The organism is Streptomyces fuscigenes (assembly GCF_021556455.1).
Lineage (GTDB): Bacteria > Actinomycetota > Actinomycetes > Streptomycetales > Streptomycetaceae > Streptomyces > Streptomyces fuscigenes.
Genome location: NZ_JAKGCV010000004.1, coordinates 40727 through 58839, shown reverse-complemented (window position 1 = coordinate 58839; position 18113 = coordinate 40727). Strand labels below are relative to the sequence as shown.

General features: G+C 73.7%; 27 protein-coding genes. 24 read left to right on the top strand and 3 right to left on the bottom strand.

Translation table 11 applies throughout. From position 1 onward, the window contains the following. Positions 1-370 precede the first annotated feature (370 nt). Positions 371-2587, top strand: a complete 2217-nt coding sequence (locus L1885_RS01395; protein ID WP_235795064.1) for a DEAD/DEAH box helicase — start codon at positions 371-373, stop codon at positions 2585-2587. Between the two features lie 626 nt (positions 2588-3213). Here the strand turns inward: L1885_RS01395 and L1885_RS01390 are convergent. Continuing rightward, complete coding sequence (locus L1885_RS01390) at positions 3214-4143, bottom strand: hypothetical protein (RefSeq protein WP_235795063.1); 930 nt, start codon at positions 4141-4143, stop codon at positions 3214-3216. Positions 4144-4246: 103 nt separating this feature from the next. Beyond that, a complete protein-coding gene (locus tag L1885_RS01385) occupies positions 4247-4597 on the bottom strand; it encodes a hypothetical protein (RefSeq protein ID WP_372481837.1) in 351 nt (116 codons plus the stop codon). Positions 4598-4849: 252 nt separating this feature from the next. On the opposite strand from L1885_RS01385, the gene L1885_RS01380 reads away from it, so the two are divergent. From L1885_RS01380 to L1885_RS01320, 14 genes are all read left to right on the top strand, one after another. After that, positions 4850-5158, top strand: coding sequence for a helix-turn-helix domain-containing protein (locus L1885_RS01380; RefSeq protein WP_235795061.1), 309 nt, complete (start codon positions 4850-4852; stop codon positions 5156-5158). A gap of 149 nt (positions 5159-5307) precedes the next feature. Next, positions 5308-5676: a hypothetical protein gene (locus L1885_RS01375; protein ID WP_235795060.1), complete on the top strand. Its 369-nt coding sequence runs from the start codon at positions 5308-5310 to the stop codon at positions 5674-5676. Further along, positions 5669-5890 (top strand): hypothetical protein, encoded by a 222-nt coding sequence (locus tag L1885_RS01370; protein WP_235795059.1) that lies wholly within the window; start codon positions 5669-5671, stop codon positions 5888-5890. The genes L1885_RS01375 and L1885_RS01370 overlap by 8 nt, the downstream gene beginning before the upstream one ends. A gap of 80 nt (positions 5891-5970) precedes the next feature. After that, entirely contained in the window at positions 5971-6693 is a 723-nt protein-coding gene (locus tag L1885_RS01365) for a hypothetical protein (protein WP_235795058.1), read from the top strand. Further along, positions 6690-7754, top strand: coding sequence for a YqaJ viral recombinase family nuclease (locus L1885_RS01360; RefSeq protein ID WP_235795057.1), 1065 nt, complete (start codon positions 6690-6692; stop codon positions 7752-7754). Before L1885_RS01365 ends, L1885_RS01360 begins: the two co-directional genes overlap by 4 nt. A 1-nt stretch (position 7755) precedes the next feature. After that, complete coding sequence (locus L1885_RS01355; protein ID WP_235795056.1) at positions 7756-8784, top strand: RecT family recombinase; 1029 nt, start codon at positions 7756-7758, stop codon at positions 8782-8784. Next, positions 8781-9527, top strand: a complete 747-nt coding sequence (locus tag L1885_RS01350; protein ID WP_235795055.1) for an exonuclease domain-containing protein — start codon at positions 8781-8783, stop codon at positions 9525-9527. Before L1885_RS01355 ends, L1885_RS01350 begins: the two co-directional genes overlap by 4 nt. Further along, a complete protein-coding gene (locus L1885_RS01345; RefSeq protein WP_235795054.1) occupies positions 9524-9907 on the top strand; it encodes a hypothetical protein in 384 nt (127 codons plus the stop codon). The genes L1885_RS01350 and L1885_RS01345 overlap by 4 nt, the downstream gene beginning before the upstream one ends. A gap of 146 nt (positions 9908-10053) precedes the next feature. Beyond that, positions 10054-10644 (top strand): hypothetical protein, encoded by a 591-nt coding sequence (locus L1885_RS01340; RefSeq protein WP_235795053.1) that lies wholly within the window; start codon positions 10054-10056, stop codon positions 10642-10644. Next, the gene (locus L1885_RS01335; RefSeq protein ID WP_235795052.1) at positions 10637-11257 is read left to right on the top strand and encodes a RusA family crossover junction endodeoxyribonuclease; all 621 of its coding nucleotides are present in this window, start codon (positions 10637-10639) and stop codon (positions 11255-11257) included. The genes L1885_RS01340 and L1885_RS01335 overlap by 8 nt, the downstream gene beginning before the upstream one ends. Continuing rightward, positions 11254-11532: a hypothetical protein gene (locus L1885_RS01330; protein ID WP_235795051.1), complete on the top strand. Its 279-nt coding sequence runs from the start codon at positions 11254-11256 to the stop codon at positions 11530-11532. The genes L1885_RS01335 and L1885_RS01330 overlap by 4 nt, the downstream gene beginning before the upstream one ends. Then, entirely contained in the window at positions 11532-11870 is a 339-nt protein-coding gene (locus L1885_RS01325; protein WP_235795050.1) for a WhiB family transcriptional regulator, read from the top strand. Before L1885_RS01330 ends, L1885_RS01325 begins: the two co-directional genes overlap by 1 nt. A 125-nt stretch (positions 11871-11995) precedes the next feature. Further along, positions 11996-12118, top strand: coding sequence for a hypothetical protein (locus L1885_RS28770; protein ID WP_268983452.1), 123 nt, complete (start codon positions 11996-11998; stop codon positions 12116-12118). Beyond that, on the top strand, positions 12115-12345 hold the full coding sequence (locus L1885_RS01320) for a helix-turn-helix domain-containing protein (protein ID WP_235795049.1): 231 nt from the start codon (positions 12115-12117) through the stop codon (positions 12343-12345). Before L1885_RS28770 ends, L1885_RS01320 begins: the two co-directional genes overlap by 4 nt. Before the next feature lie 97 nt (positions 12346-12442). Here the strand turns inward: L1885_RS01320 and L1885_RS01315 are convergent, their stop codons facing one another. After that, on the bottom strand, positions 12443-12640 hold the full coding sequence (locus L1885_RS01315) for a hypothetical protein (RefSeq protein WP_235795048.1): 198 nt from the start codon (positions 12638-12640) through the stop codon (positions 12443-12445). Positions 12641-12798: 158 nt separating this feature from the next. On the opposite strand from L1885_RS01315, the gene L1885_RS01310 reads away from it, so the two are divergent. The 9 genes from L1885_RS01310 to L1885_RS01270 all read left to right on the top strand — a co-directional run bounded on the left by L1885_RS01310 (position 12799) and on the right by L1885_RS01270 (position 18082). Then, positions 12799-13203 carry a hypothetical protein gene (locus L1885_RS01310; RefSeq protein WP_235795047.1) on the top strand — a complete coding sequence of 135 codons (405 nt, stop codon included), beginning with the start codon at positions 12799-12801 and terminating at the stop codon, positions 13201-13203. A 151-nt stretch (positions 13204-13354) separates the two neighbouring features. Then, complete coding sequence (locus L1885_RS01305; RefSeq protein ID WP_235795046.1) at positions 13355-14620, top strand: helix-turn-helix domain-containing protein; 1266 nt, start codon at positions 13355-13357, stop codon at positions 14618-14620. Continuing rightward, positions 14617-15054 (top strand): hypothetical protein, encoded by a 438-nt coding sequence (locus tag L1885_RS01300; protein WP_235795045.1) that lies wholly within the window; start codon positions 14617-14619, stop codon positions 15052-15054. Before L1885_RS01305 ends, L1885_RS01300 begins: the two co-directional genes overlap by 4 nt. Then, complete coding sequence (locus L1885_RS01295) at positions 15051-15362, top strand: hypothetical protein (protein ID WP_235795044.1); 312 nt, start codon at positions 15051-15053, stop codon at positions 15360-15362. The genes L1885_RS01300 and L1885_RS01295 overlap by 4 nt, the downstream gene beginning before the upstream one ends. After that, positions 15359-15565: a hypothetical protein gene (locus tag L1885_RS01290; RefSeq protein ID WP_235795043.1), complete on the top strand. Its 207-nt coding sequence runs from the start codon at positions 15359-15361 to the stop codon at positions 15563-15565. The genes L1885_RS01295 and L1885_RS01290 overlap by 4 nt, the downstream gene beginning before the upstream one ends. 23 nt (positions 15566-15588) lie before the next feature. Beyond that, complete coding sequence (locus L1885_RS01285; RefSeq protein ID WP_235795042.1) at positions 15589-16575, top strand: hypothetical protein; 987 nt, start codon at positions 15589-15591, stop codon at positions 16573-16575. Continuing rightward, a complete protein-coding gene (locus L1885_RS01280; RefSeq protein ID WP_235795041.1) occupies positions 16568-16885 on the top strand; it encodes a hypothetical protein in 318 nt (105 codons plus the stop codon). The genes L1885_RS01285 and L1885_RS01280 overlap by 8 nt, the downstream gene beginning before the upstream one ends. A gap of 82 nt (positions 16886-16967) precedes the next feature. Next, positions 16968-17633 (top strand): hypothetical protein, encoded by a 666-nt coding sequence (locus L1885_RS01275; protein ID WP_235795040.1) that lies wholly within the window; start codon positions 16968-16970, stop codon positions 17631-17633. Then, a complete protein-coding gene (locus L1885_RS01270; RefSeq protein ID WP_235795038.1) occupies positions 17630-18082 on the top strand; it encodes a hypothetical protein in 453 nt (150 codons plus the stop codon). The genes L1885_RS01275 and L1885_RS01270 overlap by 4 nt, the downstream gene beginning before the upstream one ends. Positions 18083-18113 lie beyond the last annotated feature (31 nt).

Sequence of the window (18113 nt, the reverse complement as noted above, 5' to 3'; positions counted from 1 at the left end):
GGGGACGGGCACCCGCGGCCGGACGCCCCGCGGCGGCGCCGACTCGGTGTCAGGAGCCCCGCGGGCCTGGGCGGGACGCCCGCCGGGGCCCCGGAGCCCCGGGCGGCGGGGCGGCCGCGCGGGCGGCCGGGGGAGGGGGAGCCCCGGGGCGGCCGTACGATTGTGAGCAGCGTCGCCCGGTACCGGTTTGCTTCAAGGGCCGGGCACTGCGTATGGTAGTAGATCGTTTGATCATTTCCCCGGCGCCGAAAAAGAAGAGCGCCGTGTGGCGCGTACTCTCCCTTACCGTGGCTGACCGCATCGAGGCGGTCGAGAGGTGAAACACGGAGTTTGGGCGCGTGCCGAGACTCCGGAAGGTTTCGCATTTCGCATGTCCGTTTCCAGTACTGACCACGCCGTCATGCCCGAGAACGACTCCCACGACGACATCGTCGATGCCGCAGATGCCGTAGACACCGCAGACGCCGTCGAGACCGCCGCCGCCGACCACGGCGTCGACGACGCCCTCACCGAGGACGAAGCGACGGACGCCGCCGGCCTCGACGAGACCGACGCGGCCCCCGAGACCACGTTCGCGGACCTGGGCCTGCCCGAGTCCATCGTGCGCAAGCTCGCCCAGAACGGCGTCACCGTCCCGTTCCCGATCCAGGCCGCGACCATCCCGGACGCCCTGGCCGGCAAGGACATCCTCGGCCGCGGCCGCACCGGCTCCGGCAAGACGCTCTCCTTCGGCCTCCCGCTGCTGGCCACGCTCTCCGGCGGCCACACGGAGAAGAAGAAGCCCCGCGGTGTGATCCTCACCCCGACCCGCGAGCTCGCCATGCAGGTCGCGGACGCCCTCCAGCCGTACGGCGACGTCCTCGGCCTCAAGATGAAGGTCGTCTGCGGCGGCACGTCCATGGGCAACCAGATCTACGCGCTGGAGCGCGGCGTCGACATCCTCGTCGCCACCCCCGGCCGCCTGCGCGACCTCATCAACCGCGGCGCCGCCTCGATGGAGCAGATCCAGGTCGCGATCATCGACGAGGCCGACCAGATGTCCGACCTGGGCTTCCTGCCCGAGGTCACCGAGCTGCTGGACCTGGTGCCGTCGGGCGGCCAGCGGATGCTGTTCTCCGCGACCATGGAGAACGAGATCAACACGCTGGTCAAGCGCTACCTGACCGACCCGGTCAGCCACGAGGTCGACAGCGCGCAGGGCAACGTCACCACGATGTCCCACCACGTGCTCGTGGTGAAGCCCAAGGACAAGGCGCCCGTCACGGCCGCCATCGCCGCCCGCAAGGGCCGCACGATCATCTTCGTGCGGACCCAGCTCGGCGCCGACCGGATCGCGGAGCAGCTGCGCGACTCCGGCGTGAAGGCCGACGCGCTGCACGGCGGCATGACGCAGGGCGCCAGGACCCGCACGCTGGCCGACTTCAAGGACGGCTACGTCAACGCGCTCGTCGCGACCGACGTCGCCGCCCGCGGCATCCACGTCGACGGCATCGACCTGGTGCTGAACGTCGACCCGGCCGGCGACCACAAGGACTACCTGCACCGCTCGGGCCGCACGGCCCGCGCGGGCAAGTCCGGCGTCGTCGTCTCCCTGGCGCTGCCGCACCAGCGTCGCCAGATCTTCCGGCTGATGGAGGACGCGGGCGTCGACGCCTCGCGCCACATGGTGGGCGGCGCGGGCGCGTTCGACCCCGAGGTCGCCGAGATCACCGGCGCGCGGTCGCTGACCGAGGTGCAGGCCGACTCCGCGAACAACGCGGCCAAGCAGGCCGAGCGCGAGGTCGCCGACCTGGCGAAGCAGCTGGAGCGCGCGCAGCGCCGCGCCACCGAACTGCGCGAGGAGGCGGGCCGCCTGGTGGGGCGCGCCGCCCGTGAACGCGGGGAGGACCCGGAGGCCGCGGTCGCCGAGGTGCAGGCCGAGGCCGAGCGCGCGATCGAGGAGGCCGCGGCCAAGGCCGCAGCCGCCGAGGCGGAGCAGCAGCGCCAGCGGCGCGACGAGCGCGGCAACTTCGAGCGGCAGCGCGCCGGCACGGAGCGCCGTGACGACCGTGGCGGGTTCCGCCGTGACGACCGCGGTGACCGCGGCGACCGTGGCGGGTTCCGCCGCGACGACCGGGGCGACCGCGGTGAGCGCGGCGGGTTCCAGCGGCGCGACGACCGCGGGGAGCGCCGTGACGACCGCGGTGGCTTCAACCGCGACCGCCGTGACGACCGTGGCGGGTTCCGCCGTGACGACCGTGACGAGCGCGGCGGCTTCCGCCGCGACGACCGTGGCGACCGGGGCGGGTTCCAGCGCCGTGACGACCGCGGCGAGCGCCGTGACGACCGTGGCGGCTTCAACCGCGACCGCCGTGACGACCGTCGTGACGACCGCGGAGGCCGCACCTTCGAGCGCCGCGACCACCGGGGCAGCGACCGTCCGTTCAACCGCGACCGGCAGGGCGACCGCCCGGCGGGCGGCGGCTACCGCGGCGGCTCCTCGGACCGCCCGTACGGCCGTCGGGACGACCACCGCGGCGGCACGGGCACCGGCACCGGCTCGTTCGGGCGCCGTGACGACAAGCCGCGCTGGAAGCGCAACGGCTGATCCTTCCGGCCGCGCGCAGGCCGGGCCGCCCGGCGGCCGAGGCCGCGGGCGGACGTCCGGCCGGGCACGACACGACGGCGGGCCCGCACCCCTTCTTTCCCTGGGGTGCGGGCCCGCCGTCGTCGTACGGGGCCGCAGGCGCTGTACGGCCTCGCTCTCGCTGTACGGGCCACCCTCGTCGACCGGAGAGCCGGGAGCCGGAGCGGGAGCCGGGAGTCGGGGCGGGGAGCCGGGAGCGGGCACGGGGCGGGGGCGCGCTCCGCGGCCCTGACCGCCGCAACGGCCAAGCGGGCTATGCTCGGTGTGCCGTACCGGGGCCGTTAGCTCAATTGGTCAGAGCAGCGGACTTTTAATCTTCTCGTCTCCGGTTAGCGGCCCGAAGCGCACAGTAAAGGACCCCTGGTCAGACATGGTCTGGCCGGGGGTTCTCTGCGTTTCAAGATCACTTGCTCCACCGAGGCTCCACCGAAATGCGGGCCACCCCCTCCCGGCCGCGCGAGCCCGTGCTCCGGCCACGCAAAAGGGCCCCGGTGCCGGGGCCCTCTCAAGCATCCTCAGCGCCAGGGCGCTGGGGTATCACGCGCTCCTTCACGGCCGCCTCCCGCGAGACCGGACAGCGGTGGCGTTCAGCTCGCGGCGAGGAGGCACGCGTCCAGCAGCGGCGGAATGTCCACGCACGCCGCGCCCTCGTCGTCTATCGGCGGGGTCGGCAGTGCCGACGGAGGCTCCAGCGGCGGGGGGAGCGCGGGGAGCTGCGGCAGCGGGGCCATCCTGGTGGGTGACGGTGCCGACTCCCGGCCGCCGCCGGTGGTGGGCGCCGAGGTCATGGGTGGCTCTGTGGTGGCCGATGGCGATGACTCTGGGGCCCCCGTCCGCAGAGGTGCCGCCATCGGCGGGGTGCTGGTGGGCGGCCGGTGCTCCGGCGGCGGGACGTCGCGCACCTGGGCGGGCGGAGTCGAGGCGCCGGGGGCGGCCGTGCGCGCCCTGTTCTTCTCGTCCTCATCCCCTTGCCCGGGGTCCGGCGGGCCGTCCCCTGACCACATGCTGGCGTCGCCGCCGGCGGAGACGGTGGCCCCGCTGGGGTACTGGGTCGGCGGCCTCGGCCGGCGGAGCTCCTTGGACGGCGGGGCGGGTGTGATCGGGACGTCCACCGCGCCGGGCTCGACGGAGGGCACCAGGGCGAGGGTGGCCGCGGCGGTGCCGGCGGCGGCCACGGTGGCCGCCGCCGTCACGGTGAGGATGTGCCGGCGGCTCTCCGAGAGGCTGCGGCGGCATGTCGTGAAGGCGGCGGCAACTCCGCCGCCGAGGTAGAGCGCGAGGTGGCCCCTTCGTCGGGCCGGCTCGGGTTCTAAGGATTGGTGGCCCGTGATGGGCTTGAGGTTGCCGGCGGTGCCGGTGCCGGTGCCGATGGCGGAGGCGATCTGCTGGGCGGTGATGACCGCGCGGAGCTGGTTGATCTGCTCGCGGTTCCGCTTCCATCCGAGGTACAGAAGCACTTGGGCGAGCCCGACGGCTCCCAGGACCGCCGTGTGCAGGATTAGGACGATGTGAGTCACGGTGTCCCCCTAGACGTGGCGCTTGTGACGTACCGTGAATCCTCGGTTCCCTGGGGCAACGTTCTATAGATGTATAGCTATTCGTGACTACTTCGTGACATGTCTATCCGGCGTGATGCTCCTGAGCGTCGAACGGCTGCGCGGCATTCGGATGCTCCCTGGCGAGGCGGCGGAGGACTTCGTCCTGAGCCTCCGGCGGGAGCGCGGCCAGGAGCTGGTACACGGCGTCCACCGGCGGCGAGAACGCTGAGGCGGTGTCCGGCTGCGGCAGTGGGGTGATCTCCTCCAGGGCTGCCGCCGCGTCATCCCGGCCGGCGCGCTGGAGTTCTTCCGCGGTGACGCCGACGACTTGAGACATGCGGGCCACGGTCTCCGCAGGGCCCGTCACGGGGATCTGCTCCCCGCTCACCGTCTGGTATCCGCTGCTGATCTGCCGCCACCGGGCATCACTCATGCCCGCGCGTTTCGCGGCCTCACGCATTGAAAGACGCGCCCGGCGGCGGGCCGCATCGATGAGCGCGGCCTCCCTCGGGGGCTCCGGTCGCGTGTCTCTAAGCATTCTTAGAGCTTCGCAGACTACGCACTAGTTGGCCACTGAACGCCGCCGTGGGCAGCGCGGGGGCGCACGCAAACGCGTAGCTTCGCGCCATTGCGCTACTAGCGCGAAGTAATTGCACTACGCGCTACTACGCGCTAGTTTTCAATCATGAACGACCGCACGGACCGCAAGCGGGTGCGTCGGCCTCGTGGTGCGCCGCTGGATCACGCGCCGGAGGGCGTCGCGTACGCCCGGGACGCCGCCGGGCTGACGAAACGGTCGCTCGCCGGCGCGCTCGGGATCTCTGAACAGCTCATGTGCGACATCGAGGCCGGGCGCCGCAACGCCGCGCCGGAGCTGCTGGAGCGGATGGCGGCGCGGCTGGACTGCCCGCTGGTCGTGCTCCTGGCAAAGGGAGCGCAGGAGTCCGCTTACGCAGGTCAACGGCCGGAAAGCGGCACCGCGTTGGGGCCGTAGCCGGTGCGCCCGCCGGGGCGGAGATGGCCGTCTCCGCTTTCCCCGGCTGGGGCACCGCACCGCAAGTTCCCTCGCGGCGGGAGCTCGGGGACCTGGCCGGGTCCCGGACGCCCCGCACACCAGACACCTCAACCGTGAATCGAGGTCTGATGGCACCCAACCTTAGCCATCTGAATCCGCCGGTGGCGCCCGTCGTGGCGCTCACCGACCTCTTGACCAGCCACCCGGAGCTCAGCCCGGAGACATCCGGTCTGACCTGGTCACTGACCACCTCCGGTGTCCTTCACGCGGAGGCGCGCGACGCGGCGGACGCCGGGCGCGCGGTGGACCAGTGCGCGACCGTGATGCGCGCGACGCCCGTACGGGCCAGTGTCCTGGCCGGCACGGACCGCGTGGTCCTCGCGGAACTCGCCGCCACCTGGCGCGGCGTGCCCGTGGAGGTGTGGGAGACCTACCCCGCCCCCGAGGCGCCCCGCCCGCTTGGCACCGTCCCTCTCCCGGGGGGCCGCTGTGCTTGACCTCATCGTCCGTATCGCGTTCCCGCTCCTGTTCATGTCGCTGGTGCTCGGCGCCTTGTGCGGGCGCGTCCTCACGGACCGGGAGGCCGCCTTGGCCGAGGGCCACGACCCGAGCACGTGTCGGGACTGCGCGCAGTTGCGCCATCCCTCTCAGCGGGAGGCGCGCCAGGGCCTCGCGGCGATCCCTCGCCAGACGCGTGGCGGTGACCGGTGACCAGAGGCACGATCGGCTCCCCTCACCGGACCCGGCCGAAACACGCGGACATCGCGAGGCGCGCCCGGAAGGTGCCCGGGGTGTGGGTGCCCGGCGGCACCTATGGCTCCTTCGCCAGCGCGGCCGATGCCGCCCGCCTGGTGCCTCGCGCGGAACGGCTCCTCGCCTACGCGCCGCGCGGCTCCGTGGAGGCGTACGCCGCCAACACGCTGGAGGGCGCCTGTGTGTGGGTGCGCTCCACGGACGGTGGCCCCTACCCGCCGATGCCCGCACGCATGACGGTCCGTCTCCTGGTGACCGCGTTGGCCGACGCGCCCGGTGTCCTGACCGTCTCCATCTACCCGACCTGTCCGCGTTGCGGCGGGCCGCGCGGCTGGGACCGCGTGCAAGCGGTGCTCCGCGAGGCGGACCGCGAGCGCTTCGTGGTCGACCGGTGGCACAACCGGTGCGGCCACGAGGACACCCACGCCCGGGTCCTGGAAGAGGCCCGGCGTACCCCGCCCCTCATGGACCCCGTGGCCTCCCGAGGCCGAGGGCACCACGCGGCCGTCCCGGCTCGCGCCGGCGTGTTCCAGGCGGCGGTGGAGCTCATCCTCCAGACCGCCGCCCAGGAGCGCGGGATGACCGGGAAGCAGGCCGTTGCGCTCCTGCGCGTGAACGGCCACGCGGAGGCCGCGAGCCTCCTGGACGCCAAGCTCCGGGCTGACCACTCGCGCATGGGCGCGAAGTCGGGCGCCCACTTCCTCACCGTGGTGGGCGCGCAAGCCGCCGCGGCCACTGACCGCCAGGAGGCGAACGCATGAGCCCGAACACCCTCACCGCCCCGGTCGTCGGGGACCTGGTGGCCCCCACGGCACGGCTCGTCCTTCCGGCCGGCGACCAGAACGACCCCGCGTTCCGCGCTGAGTGGGAGGCCACCCGGCGCATGGGGATCGGCGGGTCCGACGTGGCCGCCATCCTCGGCCTGGACAAGTACCGCGGCCCCCGGCACGTGTACGAGGAGAAGCACGGCCGGGAGATCGTCCGGGACAACGAGGCCATGGAGATCGGCCGGGAGATCGAGGACTTCATCGCCCGCCTCTTCTCCAAGAGGACCGGCGTGCCGGTGGCCACGCCGCCCGGGACGATCGCGCACGTTGACCACGCGTGGGCCCTGGTCAACATCGACCGGGACACGCTGGACCAGGACGGTCAGGTGGTCGGGCCGCTGGAGTGCAAGAACCGGTCCGAGTACCAGTTGGAGGAGTGGGAGGAGGGCGCCCCCGACGCCCCTGCCCTCCAAGCCCATTGGGGCATCACGGTGGGCGGCTACCAGCGCGGCTACGTCGCTGCCCTCGTCGGCGGCAACAAGCTGCGCTGGCACGTGATCGAGCGCGACCAGGCCATGGTGGACCACCTCCTGGAGTACTGCGCCGCCTGGCACGAGCGCCACATTCTCGAGGGGTTCCCGCCGCCGGTGGACGGCCTGGAGACCACGAAGGATCTCCTGGGCCGCCTCTACGAGGTGAAGCCGGAGGCCATCGCTGAGGTGGACCTCGGCAAGGCCCGCGACCTCCGCTCCCGCCGCAAGGCGCTGGACGAGCAAGTCAAGGCGCTCTCCGAGGAGAAGACGGCCGTGGAGAACGAGATGCGGGACCTGGCCGGCACCGCGGAGCTCGTGAGGGTCGGGGCCGCCACGGCCTGGACCTGGAAGGCGAACGGCAACTTCAACGAGCGCGACTTCCGCGCGCAGTACCCGGACCTGGCCGCCGACCTCACCACCACGGTGGAGGTCCTGGACATGGCCCGTCTCAAGGCCGAGCACACCGCCGCGTACGACGCGTGCCGTGGTCGCCGCCTCTTCGTCCCGAAGAAGGAGATCTGACATGGCGCTCACCACGCTCGCGGACCGCGTCCGCGCGGCCACGCAGCCGAAGGCGCCCGCCACCGGCGGGCGCCCGGCGCTGGCCCCCGTCCAGGAGGCCGCCCCGGTTCAGGCGCCGGAGACGCTGGAGGAGGCCGCCGAGGCGGACCCCGTCCAGGACTCCGCTGACGCCGTCCTGACCTGGCTCCGCCGGTATGAGGGCCACGTCACGGACGCCCTTCCCAGCCACATGGAGCCCGAGCCGTTCCTGGCTGCCGTGCGCGCGGTCCTCCCGGAGCTCCGTTACTGCAACCCGGCCTCCGTCCTCCAAGCCACGCTCACGGCCGCCCGGTTCGGGCTGGTGCCGGACGGCCGGGAGGCCGTCATCACCGCCGAGGCCGGCCGGGCCACGTTCATCCCGACATACCGGGGATACATCGCGCTCATGCACCGCACGGGCCAGGTGGCGTCCGTGCGGGTCGGCATGGTCCACGAGGGCGATGAGTACACGTTCGAGCCCTCCGCCCCGAGCCCGCTGGACTTCACGCACCGGCAGGACCCGGCCCGGACGGAGAAGGACCGCGGCGCGCCCCTCTTCGCGTACGCGTTCGTCTGGTTCACGAACAACGCCCGCTCGCAGGTGGCCACCGTCAACCGGGAGCAGATGGAGGAGATCCGGGACGAGTACTCCCGGGCGTACGTGGCGGCGGAAGCCTCCGGCAAGCGGGACTCCTTCTGGCACACACGTCCGCTGGACATGTGGCGGAAGACGGCCATCCGGCAGTTGGAGAAGGTCGTCCCCGTCTCGGCGGAGGTGCGCGCCCTGGTGGCCGCGGACCAGGCCGGGGAGGAGGGCCGCGTCCAGGTTCTCCACGCTCCGGACCCGGAGGCCGCCGCCCTGACGGCCGACGCGGACGCGGCCGGGGAGGCGGCGGAGGCCTCGCACGAGGACGCCCTGCCGGAGCTCCCGCGTAAGCGGTCCCTCAAGCGCGCGCAGCCGCGCCGCTCCACGCGCAAGGGCCGCAAGGCCCGGGCGGGGAGGCCCGCATGAGGACGCTCTCTCAACTCGGCTGGACCTATCACCGGCTGACCGGTTTCGACCTGGAGACCACGAGCACGGACCCGGAGACGGCACGCATCGTGACCGGCTCCGTGGTCCAGTCCGGCGGCGGCCGGACCACCGCTGCCCTCACGTGGGTGTCCGACCTCGGCGGGGCGGAGATCCCCGCCGAGGCGACCCAGATTCACGGCTTCACGACCGAGGCGGCCCGCACTGCGGGCCGCCCGGCCGCCGCGGTGGTCGAGGAGATCACCGCGGCGCTCGCGGCCGCCGTGGAGGAGGGCCGCCCCCTCGTCATCATGAACGCCTCCTACGACCTCACGGTCGTGGACCGGGAGGCCCGCCGGTACGGCGTGACGCCGCTGGGCGACCGGGTCTCCCCGGTCGTGCTGGACCCCTACGTCCTGGACAAGCGCGTCCGCCAGTACCGGCGCGGCGGGCGGACCCTGGCGGACCTGTGCCGGCACTACGTGGTGCCGCTGGAAGGCGCGCACTCCTCGGAGGCTGACGCCGTCGCGGTGTGCGCCCTGGTACGGAAGATGGGTCGTCGGTACCGGGTCCTGGACCGGCTCACCGTGGACCATCTCCACCAGGAGCAGGTGGGTTGGGCACGAGAGCAGCGCGAAGACCTCCGGGACTACTTCGCGCGGACGCCCGGCAAGGAGGAGTGGGCGAAGGACGTGCGGCTGGAGTGGCCGCTCCTTCCGTTCCATGAGCCGGTGAGCGAGCGGTGACGCCGGTCATCGTGGGGGCGGCCATCGTGGCCGCCTCCCTCGCCGCCGCGGCCTACCTGGCGTGGCTCTGGTGCGCCGGCCAGGGCCGCCACCGGGCGCCCCGCCACTACCGCGGCCCGTTCCTCCTGCTCCCGCCCGGCCCGCCGCCCGCGCCGCCCACCGGCACCTACGGGACCGGGGTCCTGGTCCTGGACGCGCAGTTGCCGACCGTCCGGCCGTTCGGCGTGGAGGACCCGTCCACCGTGGCGCTCCTCCTGGAGGCCGACCGGGCCGGCCTGGAGCACTGCCCGGCCGAGGGCCGCACCCGCCCGCACTTCATCCACACGGACGGCAGCCGCACGTGCTGCGAGTGCAAGACCACGACGGCAGGTGATCAGTGATGACGGAGATCCTGGATCCGACCGCGGCGGACAGCCTCCGCCCGGCGCAGGAGCCGTGTCCGGCGTGCTCGTGCTGCTCCGCGGCGCTGTGCCGCCGGGGCGCCGCGTCCGCGCTGGAGTGCTCCGGCTGTACCCACCCCGACCTCATGGGCATTGTCCGTGGCTGCCGTTGCTCGGCGGCCACCACGGAGGGCACGGCCGCGTGGCGCGCCGGCCTGGTCACCGCGACGCTCCAGGCCGCGGACCTCCCGCTCCCCGGGGCGATGGAGGACCACCTCCGCGCCCTGGCGGCCGGGGAGGACGTGGAGGACGTGCACGGCTTCGCCATGGCGCTCCTTCTTCGGCAGTTCGTCCGGCCCGTGGGGGAGGGCGAGTTGACCGTGACTGACCTCGCGCGGGCGTACCTGGCCGCGCGGGACGGCGAGCGGACCCGTGTGCGGGCCCGGGTGTCGACGCTGGACGGCGTGGCCGCCACCGCGCGCGTCCTCCTGGACGTCGACCGGCCGGACCCGTCCGTGACGGTCCTCCTGGACCAGCTCCTCCAGGCGACGGGCGGGGACGTCCTCACGCTCCCCGGCACGGAGCTGGAGGTCACCGCCAACCTCGACGCGGAGCGCACGGAGGACATCGTCCTGACCGATATCCGCGCGGTGCCCGTGCCGCTCCCGGACGCCTGGCGCAAGCAGCCGGCGGAGCCGGAGGCGCCGGAGACGGAGCAGGGGGACGACGGTGATTGACGTCCCGCTGTGGGAAGACGACCGGGTCACGGCCGCGGTGGCGCTGGACGAGGCCTCCGCGCTCCTGGACGACGCCCTCCCCGATGAGGAGCCGGCGCCCGCCGAACCGGCATCGCCGCCGCCCGCGTTCGAGGTGACCGTGTACGGGGCCCCGGCGCCGCAGGGCAGCAAGAGCGCGAAGCGGAACAAGCACACCAACCGCATCCACCTGGTGGAGTCCTCGAAGTACGTGAAGCCCTGGCGGGAGGACGTCGTGGGCGCCGCGCTCGTCGCGCGCGGCCGAGGCTGGAAGCCCCTCACCGGGCCCCTGGCCGCCGAGATGGTGTTCACCCTCACCCGGCCCCGGAGCCACTTCGGGACCGGCCGCAACGCGGAGCAGGTCCGGCCCTCCGCGCCCGCCATGCCGGCGGGCGTGCCGGACCTCTCCAAGCTCGCGCGGTCGACGGAGGACGCCCTCACCACGGCCGGGATCTATCGGGATGACGCGCTGCTGGTCGAGTACCGGCGCCTGGTGAAGCGGTACCACACCGATCACGGCCAGGTCCGGGACGTCATGGAGGTCTCCGGGTGCGTGATCCGGCTGTGGCGCCTGGAGGAGGAGCCGGGCCGGTGAGCGTGGACGTCCTCCTGGCCCTCGTCGTGACCTTTCCCGTGTGGGCGCCGGTCTGTGCCGTGGGCGCCGTCGTCCTCCTCGTCCTCGCGCTCGGGGACACCTGGGGACACGGCCCGGAGGACACCGGGGACCACGCGTCCGCCGGTGTGCTCACCGTCTGGGAGGACGTCCCCGCCGTGGAGGACACGGGGGACACGTCCCCCGGTCCTCCTGCTGTGACCTGCGGGGACACGGTCCCCCAGGTGTCCCCTGATGAGTCGACGGGAGGCCCCTGATGTCCCGACATGCCCGCCGCTGGTACAGCCCGGACGGCCTCCCCCGGCCGCCGCACTGGTCGCAAGACGCCGCCTGCGTCGGCGCTGATCCGGACCTCTTCCACCCGGAGGGGGACGCCGGACAGGTCCGGCTGATCTGGGAGGAGGCCAAGAGCTACTGCGCCGGGTGCCGCGTCCGGACGACGTGTCTGGACGAGGCCCTGGAGCGCGGGGAGCGGTGGGGCGTGTGGGGCGGCCTGGATGAGGTGGAGCGGCGCGTGACCATCCGGCGGGCGCGGGAGCGCGCCCGGGCCGCCCGGCGCCGCGCGAGCAAGGCCGCCGGGACGGAGGTCGCGTGATGGCGCCCGCCCGCCGCCGGCCGGAGAAGGAAACGCCGGAGCTCCCGAGCATCCCGGGCGGCTTCCTCGACTGGCGTCACGGCCACTGGTCCGACGTCCGAGCGCAGTGCCGCTACTGCCCGCAGATGACCAACCTCCGTGACCACCGGGGGCGGCCGGCGCACAAGGTGTGCGCGGAGGAGGCCGCTCGCCGGTGGGTCGCGGAGCAGAACGAGCGATACGAGAGCGAGAGAGGCAAGAGCACATGAGCGAGGTACAGCACCGCCCTCCCCGGCTGGCGCAGGCGTACCGGCCGAGAATCAAGGGGGAGGCCCGGGCACACGTGGCGCGCCTCCTGGGCGAGGAGTACGCGGCGGGGGCCTCGATCCGGGGCCTGGCCGTGGCCCGGGCCATGTCGTACGGCACCGTCCGGCAACTCCTCCTTGAGGCAAAGGTCCCGCTCCGCGGGCGCGGTGGACGGGTGGCCGGCCGATGATGCGCGCACGCACCGGGGTCCGTTCGGCCGGTCTCCTCGCCACGGCCCTCTTCCTCACCACCGCCTGTGTGGCACACGACGACTGCCACCACCACCGTCACGTGAAGCACTGCTCGCCCACCGCCACGGTGTCCATGAGCCCGGTCGGCGCCGTGATCGGCCGGGGCGGGAGCAGCGGTCGGAGCTCCAGCTCCGGCAGCCGCTCCAGCGGCGGCGAGGCGGGCCTGAGCAAGCCGGCCCCCGCAAAGCTGGCTCCGCCGGTGCGGAAGGTCCCGAAGCCGGCCAAGACCGTCAAGCACGGGCACGGCCTCCTCCCGGCGCCCCGGTCGACGCCCACGCCCGCGCCGAGCTCTACGCGCTGCCGGTAGCCGCGCGCCTCCCCCTCCCGGCCGGGCCTTCGCCGTCGCGGAGGCCCGGCCCCCTTCCCCACGCCCTCCCCGCCTGGAGACCGTCGTGTCCCACCCCCGCCCTCCCGCCCGGTACTTCCACGGCGGTGTCCCCGGACTGGCCCCTGGTGGCCGTCTCCTCCCGCCGGCCGAGACCGGAGCGGAGGGGACGACCACCGCGGCCGCGATCGAGCTGGGCGGCGCCGCGCGGCTGGACCGGGTGTACGTGACGACCAGTCGGACGGTGGCCCGGGTCTACGCCGCGCTCCTCCCGGACGGCGCGCTCTACGAGGTGGCACCGGACGGGGAGCTGGAGCCCGATCCCGACTGCCGGGTGCCCGGGGCCTCGTGGGAGTGCCCGGCGGCCTACGTGGTGCGCGTGGTGGACCCCGTGGTCCTCATGCGGACGCGGTCGGCGGAGGCGTGGGTCCGGCTCATGAACCGCGCGACCGCCGAGGCGGGGTCAGCGTGACCCGTTCGTGTACGCCTTTTAAGTGCGTGACAGTGCATCTTGACTTTGCAAACTCACCCCATCAATGTGGTGATCACGAACGGGGCGCCCCGGCAAAAGGCGGCCCGCTCGCACCGGCACTGATCTGCACTGATGGAAGGTGGACCGCCGCATGAGCCACGAAGCGGTCACATGGGCGATGGACGACGCGCCCATGCTGCGCACGGAGAAGGGGCGCCCTGACACCACGGCCCGCGGGGTGCTCCAGGCTCTGGCCGAGCACGCGGACAAGCAGGGGCGCGGCGCCCGCCCCTCCGTGGTCAAGCTCCGCTACCGCACCGGCTTCGACCGGCGCACCGTTCAACGGGCGCTTCGCCGCCTGGAGGACGCCGGCCTCATCCGGGCCACGGGGACGCACCACGAAAACGTCATCTACGCCCTGGCCCTCCACCTCTCCCGCCCCGCCTCGGACTGGGCGGAGCTCATCGAGGAGGAGGAGCGCCAGAAGGGCGCCGCGAAGGAACGGCAGCGCAAGGCCCGCGCCCGGCGCGCCGCCGCCGCTGCTGTCACGCACGCAGACGGCGTGACCGTCACGGACTCTGACGCCGTGACGGAGGGGGATGTCACGGACTCTGACGACGCATGTCACGCACTCGAAGTGCGTGACGTCACGCACTCTGAGTGCGGACGTCACGCACTCAGTGCCGCCGTAACCGTCAGGGAACCGTCCACTCAACCGTCCGGAACCTCTGGTGACGGCCGTAGGCCTACTACCGGTAGTGGAGGGCCGACCTCGAGCGGCTCCGCCGCGGCAGCAAAAGCGGACCCGGCGGCGGAGGAGGTCGACAGGGCGGCGATCGGCTGTGTGATCGCGCTCCTCCCGTCGCGGCTGAGGGACCAGCTCCCGGAGCTCCTGCCCGCCGCCATCGAGGACGCGATCCGGGCGGAGCTCGCCCGCGGCCTGACGGTGGACCAGCTCGTGGCCCGCACGGAGCGCCGGTGGTGGAACCACGGCTACGAGGCGGACGCGGAGTCCGCGGAGGGCCCGGGCATCCTCCGGCCGGTCGGCGTGGCCGTGGCCCTGGTGCGCCGCGGGAACTGCACCTCCGCCCGCTGTGATGACGGCCAGGACCTCGACACCGGGGACCGCTGCCGGACCTGCGAGCGGGAGGCCGAGGACCGTAGGCAGCGCCGTGCGGCTGCTCAGCTGCCTGTTCAGGGCGCGATCTTGGTCGGGGTGCCCTCCGGGACCGCCGAGGCGCCCACGCAGCCGGAGACGGCCGCTGAACGATCTTCCCGGAAGACCGTGTTCCGGGACTGCGAGGGGGACTGCGGGAAGGTCATCCGGACCGTGCCCGCGCCGGAGCCCGCCGGGAAGTGCGCCCGTTGTCGCGTGGAGGCCCGCGCCGCCGCCGCTGGACAGGCGGTGGGCTCATGAACCTCACCCTCCTCCGGGACCTCCGCGCCGCCCTGGCGGATCTCCGCGAGTACGAGGCCCGCCTCACCGCCCGGGAGACCACCCCGGAGCTCCTGCGGGAGCTGGACCAATCCGTCCTCCTCGTGCGGCGCCTGGTGGCCGCCGTGGGCCGCGTCCCGGTCACCGGCTGCCGCATCCACCCGGACGGCCCGGTGGACGTCGCGGGCGGCGGGTGCCTGCTGTGCAACAGCCGCCGCCACCGCGCCGCGCCGGCCCGCCCGGGCCCGGCCGGGGACGCGCCCGTGGAGCTCGTGCTCGCCGCCATCGAGGAGCACGGCCAGGACACCGCCGCCCGCCGCTACGGACCGCGCTCCGTCACCCGCGCCCTCGCCGCCGCAGGCCGGGGCACCACCACCAACCTCGCCCCCCAGCACGGCCAGGAGAACGACCGATGACCCTCATGTTCCGCGACCCCCGCACCGGTCTGGCCCGGGGACCGATCCGCTACCCAGACGGCCGGCCCCCGGAGCCGAGCGGCTGCCGCTGGTGCGGTCGCCCACAGGACACCCACGGCCTGGCCCTCATGCGCTCCGGCGTGCACGCCTGGACCGCGCCGACGTTCGCGCAGATCCTCGCCCGGATGCGGGCGCGCGCCCGGGTCCGGGCGGAGGCGTACCGCCAGGAGCTCGCCACCCTCGGCGTCCACCTCGACCCGGCCGCGCCGCTCTACCGGCGGCCCGCCTGGACGGCAGGTGCCCGGTGAACGAGCTCCAGCCCGCCCGGGTCCGCGACATCCGCGACCTCACGGCCCGCCTGGCCGCCGCACCGGCCGACGAGGCCGCGGCCAGGGCGCTCCTGACGGAGTGCCGCACGGCCCTGACCGACCTCCTGAAAGACCGCGACGCCCTGATCCACGCCAACGCGGAGGCCGGCGAACAACTCGCCGCGTGGACCGGCGCCCTGTGAAGCCCCAGCACGAAAGGAACCCGATGAGCGAGACCACCATGGAGGCCGCCGTGGCCGCCCTACGCGCAGCCGATACCCACACCCTCACCTGCACCACATGCCCGCCGGGCGCCCGCCTCGGCGAGCTCTGCCCGGACGGCCAGGCGGCCGCCACGTCCGCCGCCGCCTCGGTGGACCCCGACCTGGTCCAACTCAGCCCGGGGTGCGCCCACACCTCATGGGAAGTGACCAGCGAATACCCCACCGCCGGCGGCTTCAAGAAATCGCGCCGGTGCGCCGACTGCACGGAGTCGCTGGACGCCATCGTGGAGCCGGAGCCGCACTGGCCGGACCGGACACCCGCCGCGCTCCGCGCCCGCGACACGACGGGCGCCGCGCGAGCGCTGGACCCGGCCGGCCCCGCACGCCTGGCCGCCCTCATGCGGACCCGGCAGCACTGGCGGGAGGACCGCCTCGTCTCCGAGGGGCGGGTGAGCCAGTCCGAAATCCGGGACGCGCTCGGCTGGAGCGAGCCTGACCACGCGCCCACCATCACCTGGACCCCCGGCCGACTGGACCGCATCCGCGACATCGTCAGCGTCATCGCCGCCGGCCCCACCGCGTTCCCCGACCTCACGGACGAGTTCGTCATCCGCAACGCCCGGGCCCTCCTCCCGGAACTCCTGGGCGTCGTGGACCTCCTGGCCGCGCGAGTGGAGGAACTGGAGGCCCGCGGCTGCCGCTGCTACGACGCCACCACCCACGCCCCGGGCTGCGTGAAAGCCTCCGTGCGGTGGCAGGGCCGCACCGTCCAGGCCGCCGTCTGGCACAGCGACCGAGACGGCGACTGGTGGCTGCCCGTGGCCCTCGACTACCGCGGCTGCCCGCTCGTCCTCCTCAACGGAGACACCTCCAACGACCCAGTCCCGCTAGACCAGTTGGAGGCCGACTACGGCCGTCTCGCCCCTTCGCAGCACGGCACCGGCGTACCGCGCACCGACCTGCCCGAAGCGGAGCGCGCACATGCCTGAACACGTCGCCTACACCTCCACCGGGATGCTCATCGTGGAGGCCACCGAGCCCGTCCCCGGGCTCCACGTCTACGAGATCCCCACGCAGTACGACGCACGCCACCGGTGGATGCTCGCCCACCACGAGGGCCACGCCCTGGCCGCGTTCGACACCGACGCCGCCGCCACCGAGGCCGCCGGGGTCCTCGCGCCCCTCGCCGACTGGACCCGCTCCGTCATGACCGCCGCCAACGAGATCTCCCTCAACGGCCGCACGGACCTCCTCCGCGCGCTCATGGCCGCAGCCGGCGGCCACCAGCCCAACGGATGACCACGAGCACGGGCCGCCCCCGAGGTTGGCGGGGGCGGCCCGGCACCAGCACACCACACCCCATCGAACGGAGCGAACCCTGATGAGCAACTGGACCGGCCGAACGTCCGTCGTGGAGGCCCTGGAGGCCGCCGGCTGGAACGAGGTACCCGGCTACCGCCGCACCCTCCTCCGCCACCCCTCCGGCGCCGTATTCGGCATCCACTCCCCGCTGGACGGGTGCGGCCTCGACACCCCGAACGGCGCCTCCGTCGAGTTCCCGGGCGACACCCCGGACGCCGTGGTGATCGCCGCATGCCTGGCCGCCGCCGACCACCCCGGCGCGTCCCTCGCCGTGGAGCTCCACGACGAGGAGCACGCCCACGCCCGCACACGCCTCGCCCTGCGCTCCGCGAAACGGCGCGCACTGCGCCGGCTCCCGCATGAGCGCGAGGGCCTGATCTTCCACCTGGAGCGCCAGAACCAACGCCTGACGTCCCTCCTCGGCGTCATGCGGGCCGCCGCCGACGCCTCCGTGACCGCGGGCGAGGAGACCGCGGTAGAGGCGTACGGACTCCGGGCACGGGTCGGCCACCTCCAGGACCGCATCCGCGTCCTGGAGGCCACCCTCGGCCGGGACACGCCGCCGTGCGGCCGGGAGCTCTCCACCGGCGAGGCGTGCCCGGATCACCCCCACCCGCCCGCCGACGCCGCCACCGGGCGGCACGCCACCTCGAGCACCGCCGCCACCAGCGGGAGCACGTCATGACCCAAGAGGAGGACATCGCCGTCATTCAGCGGGCCGTCGCCCGCGGCCTGATCGAAGGGTGGGAGAGCGCTGCCGGAATGCTGCAGCCACTCGTGGACGCCGGGCCGCTCTCGACCTTCCTCATGTGCGGCGCCCTCGCCCAACTCGCCTCCTACCCCGCCCGGATGAGCGCCCCGTCAGAAGGGTTCTTCGGGCCCGTGGTGGTGGACTCCGTCACCGAGGAGCCGGAGCCGCTGGACGTGCTCCCGGCGCCGCTCCGCTTCGTCGCCCAGTTCACCGCCGCGTTCGCCAACCAGGACATGGCCACGGCAGAGGCCCTGTTCGAAGCCTTCGCGTTCGAGTCCGACCGCGCCGGCACCCCGGACCTCGGCCAGGCGATCAGAGTCCTGTTCGAGATGGCCGTCACCTCGGCCGCCGAGCTCGTCAACGCCGCCCGCGCGCAGTCGTAGCGCGGCCCCATCCCGGGCCCCGGCCGCGTGC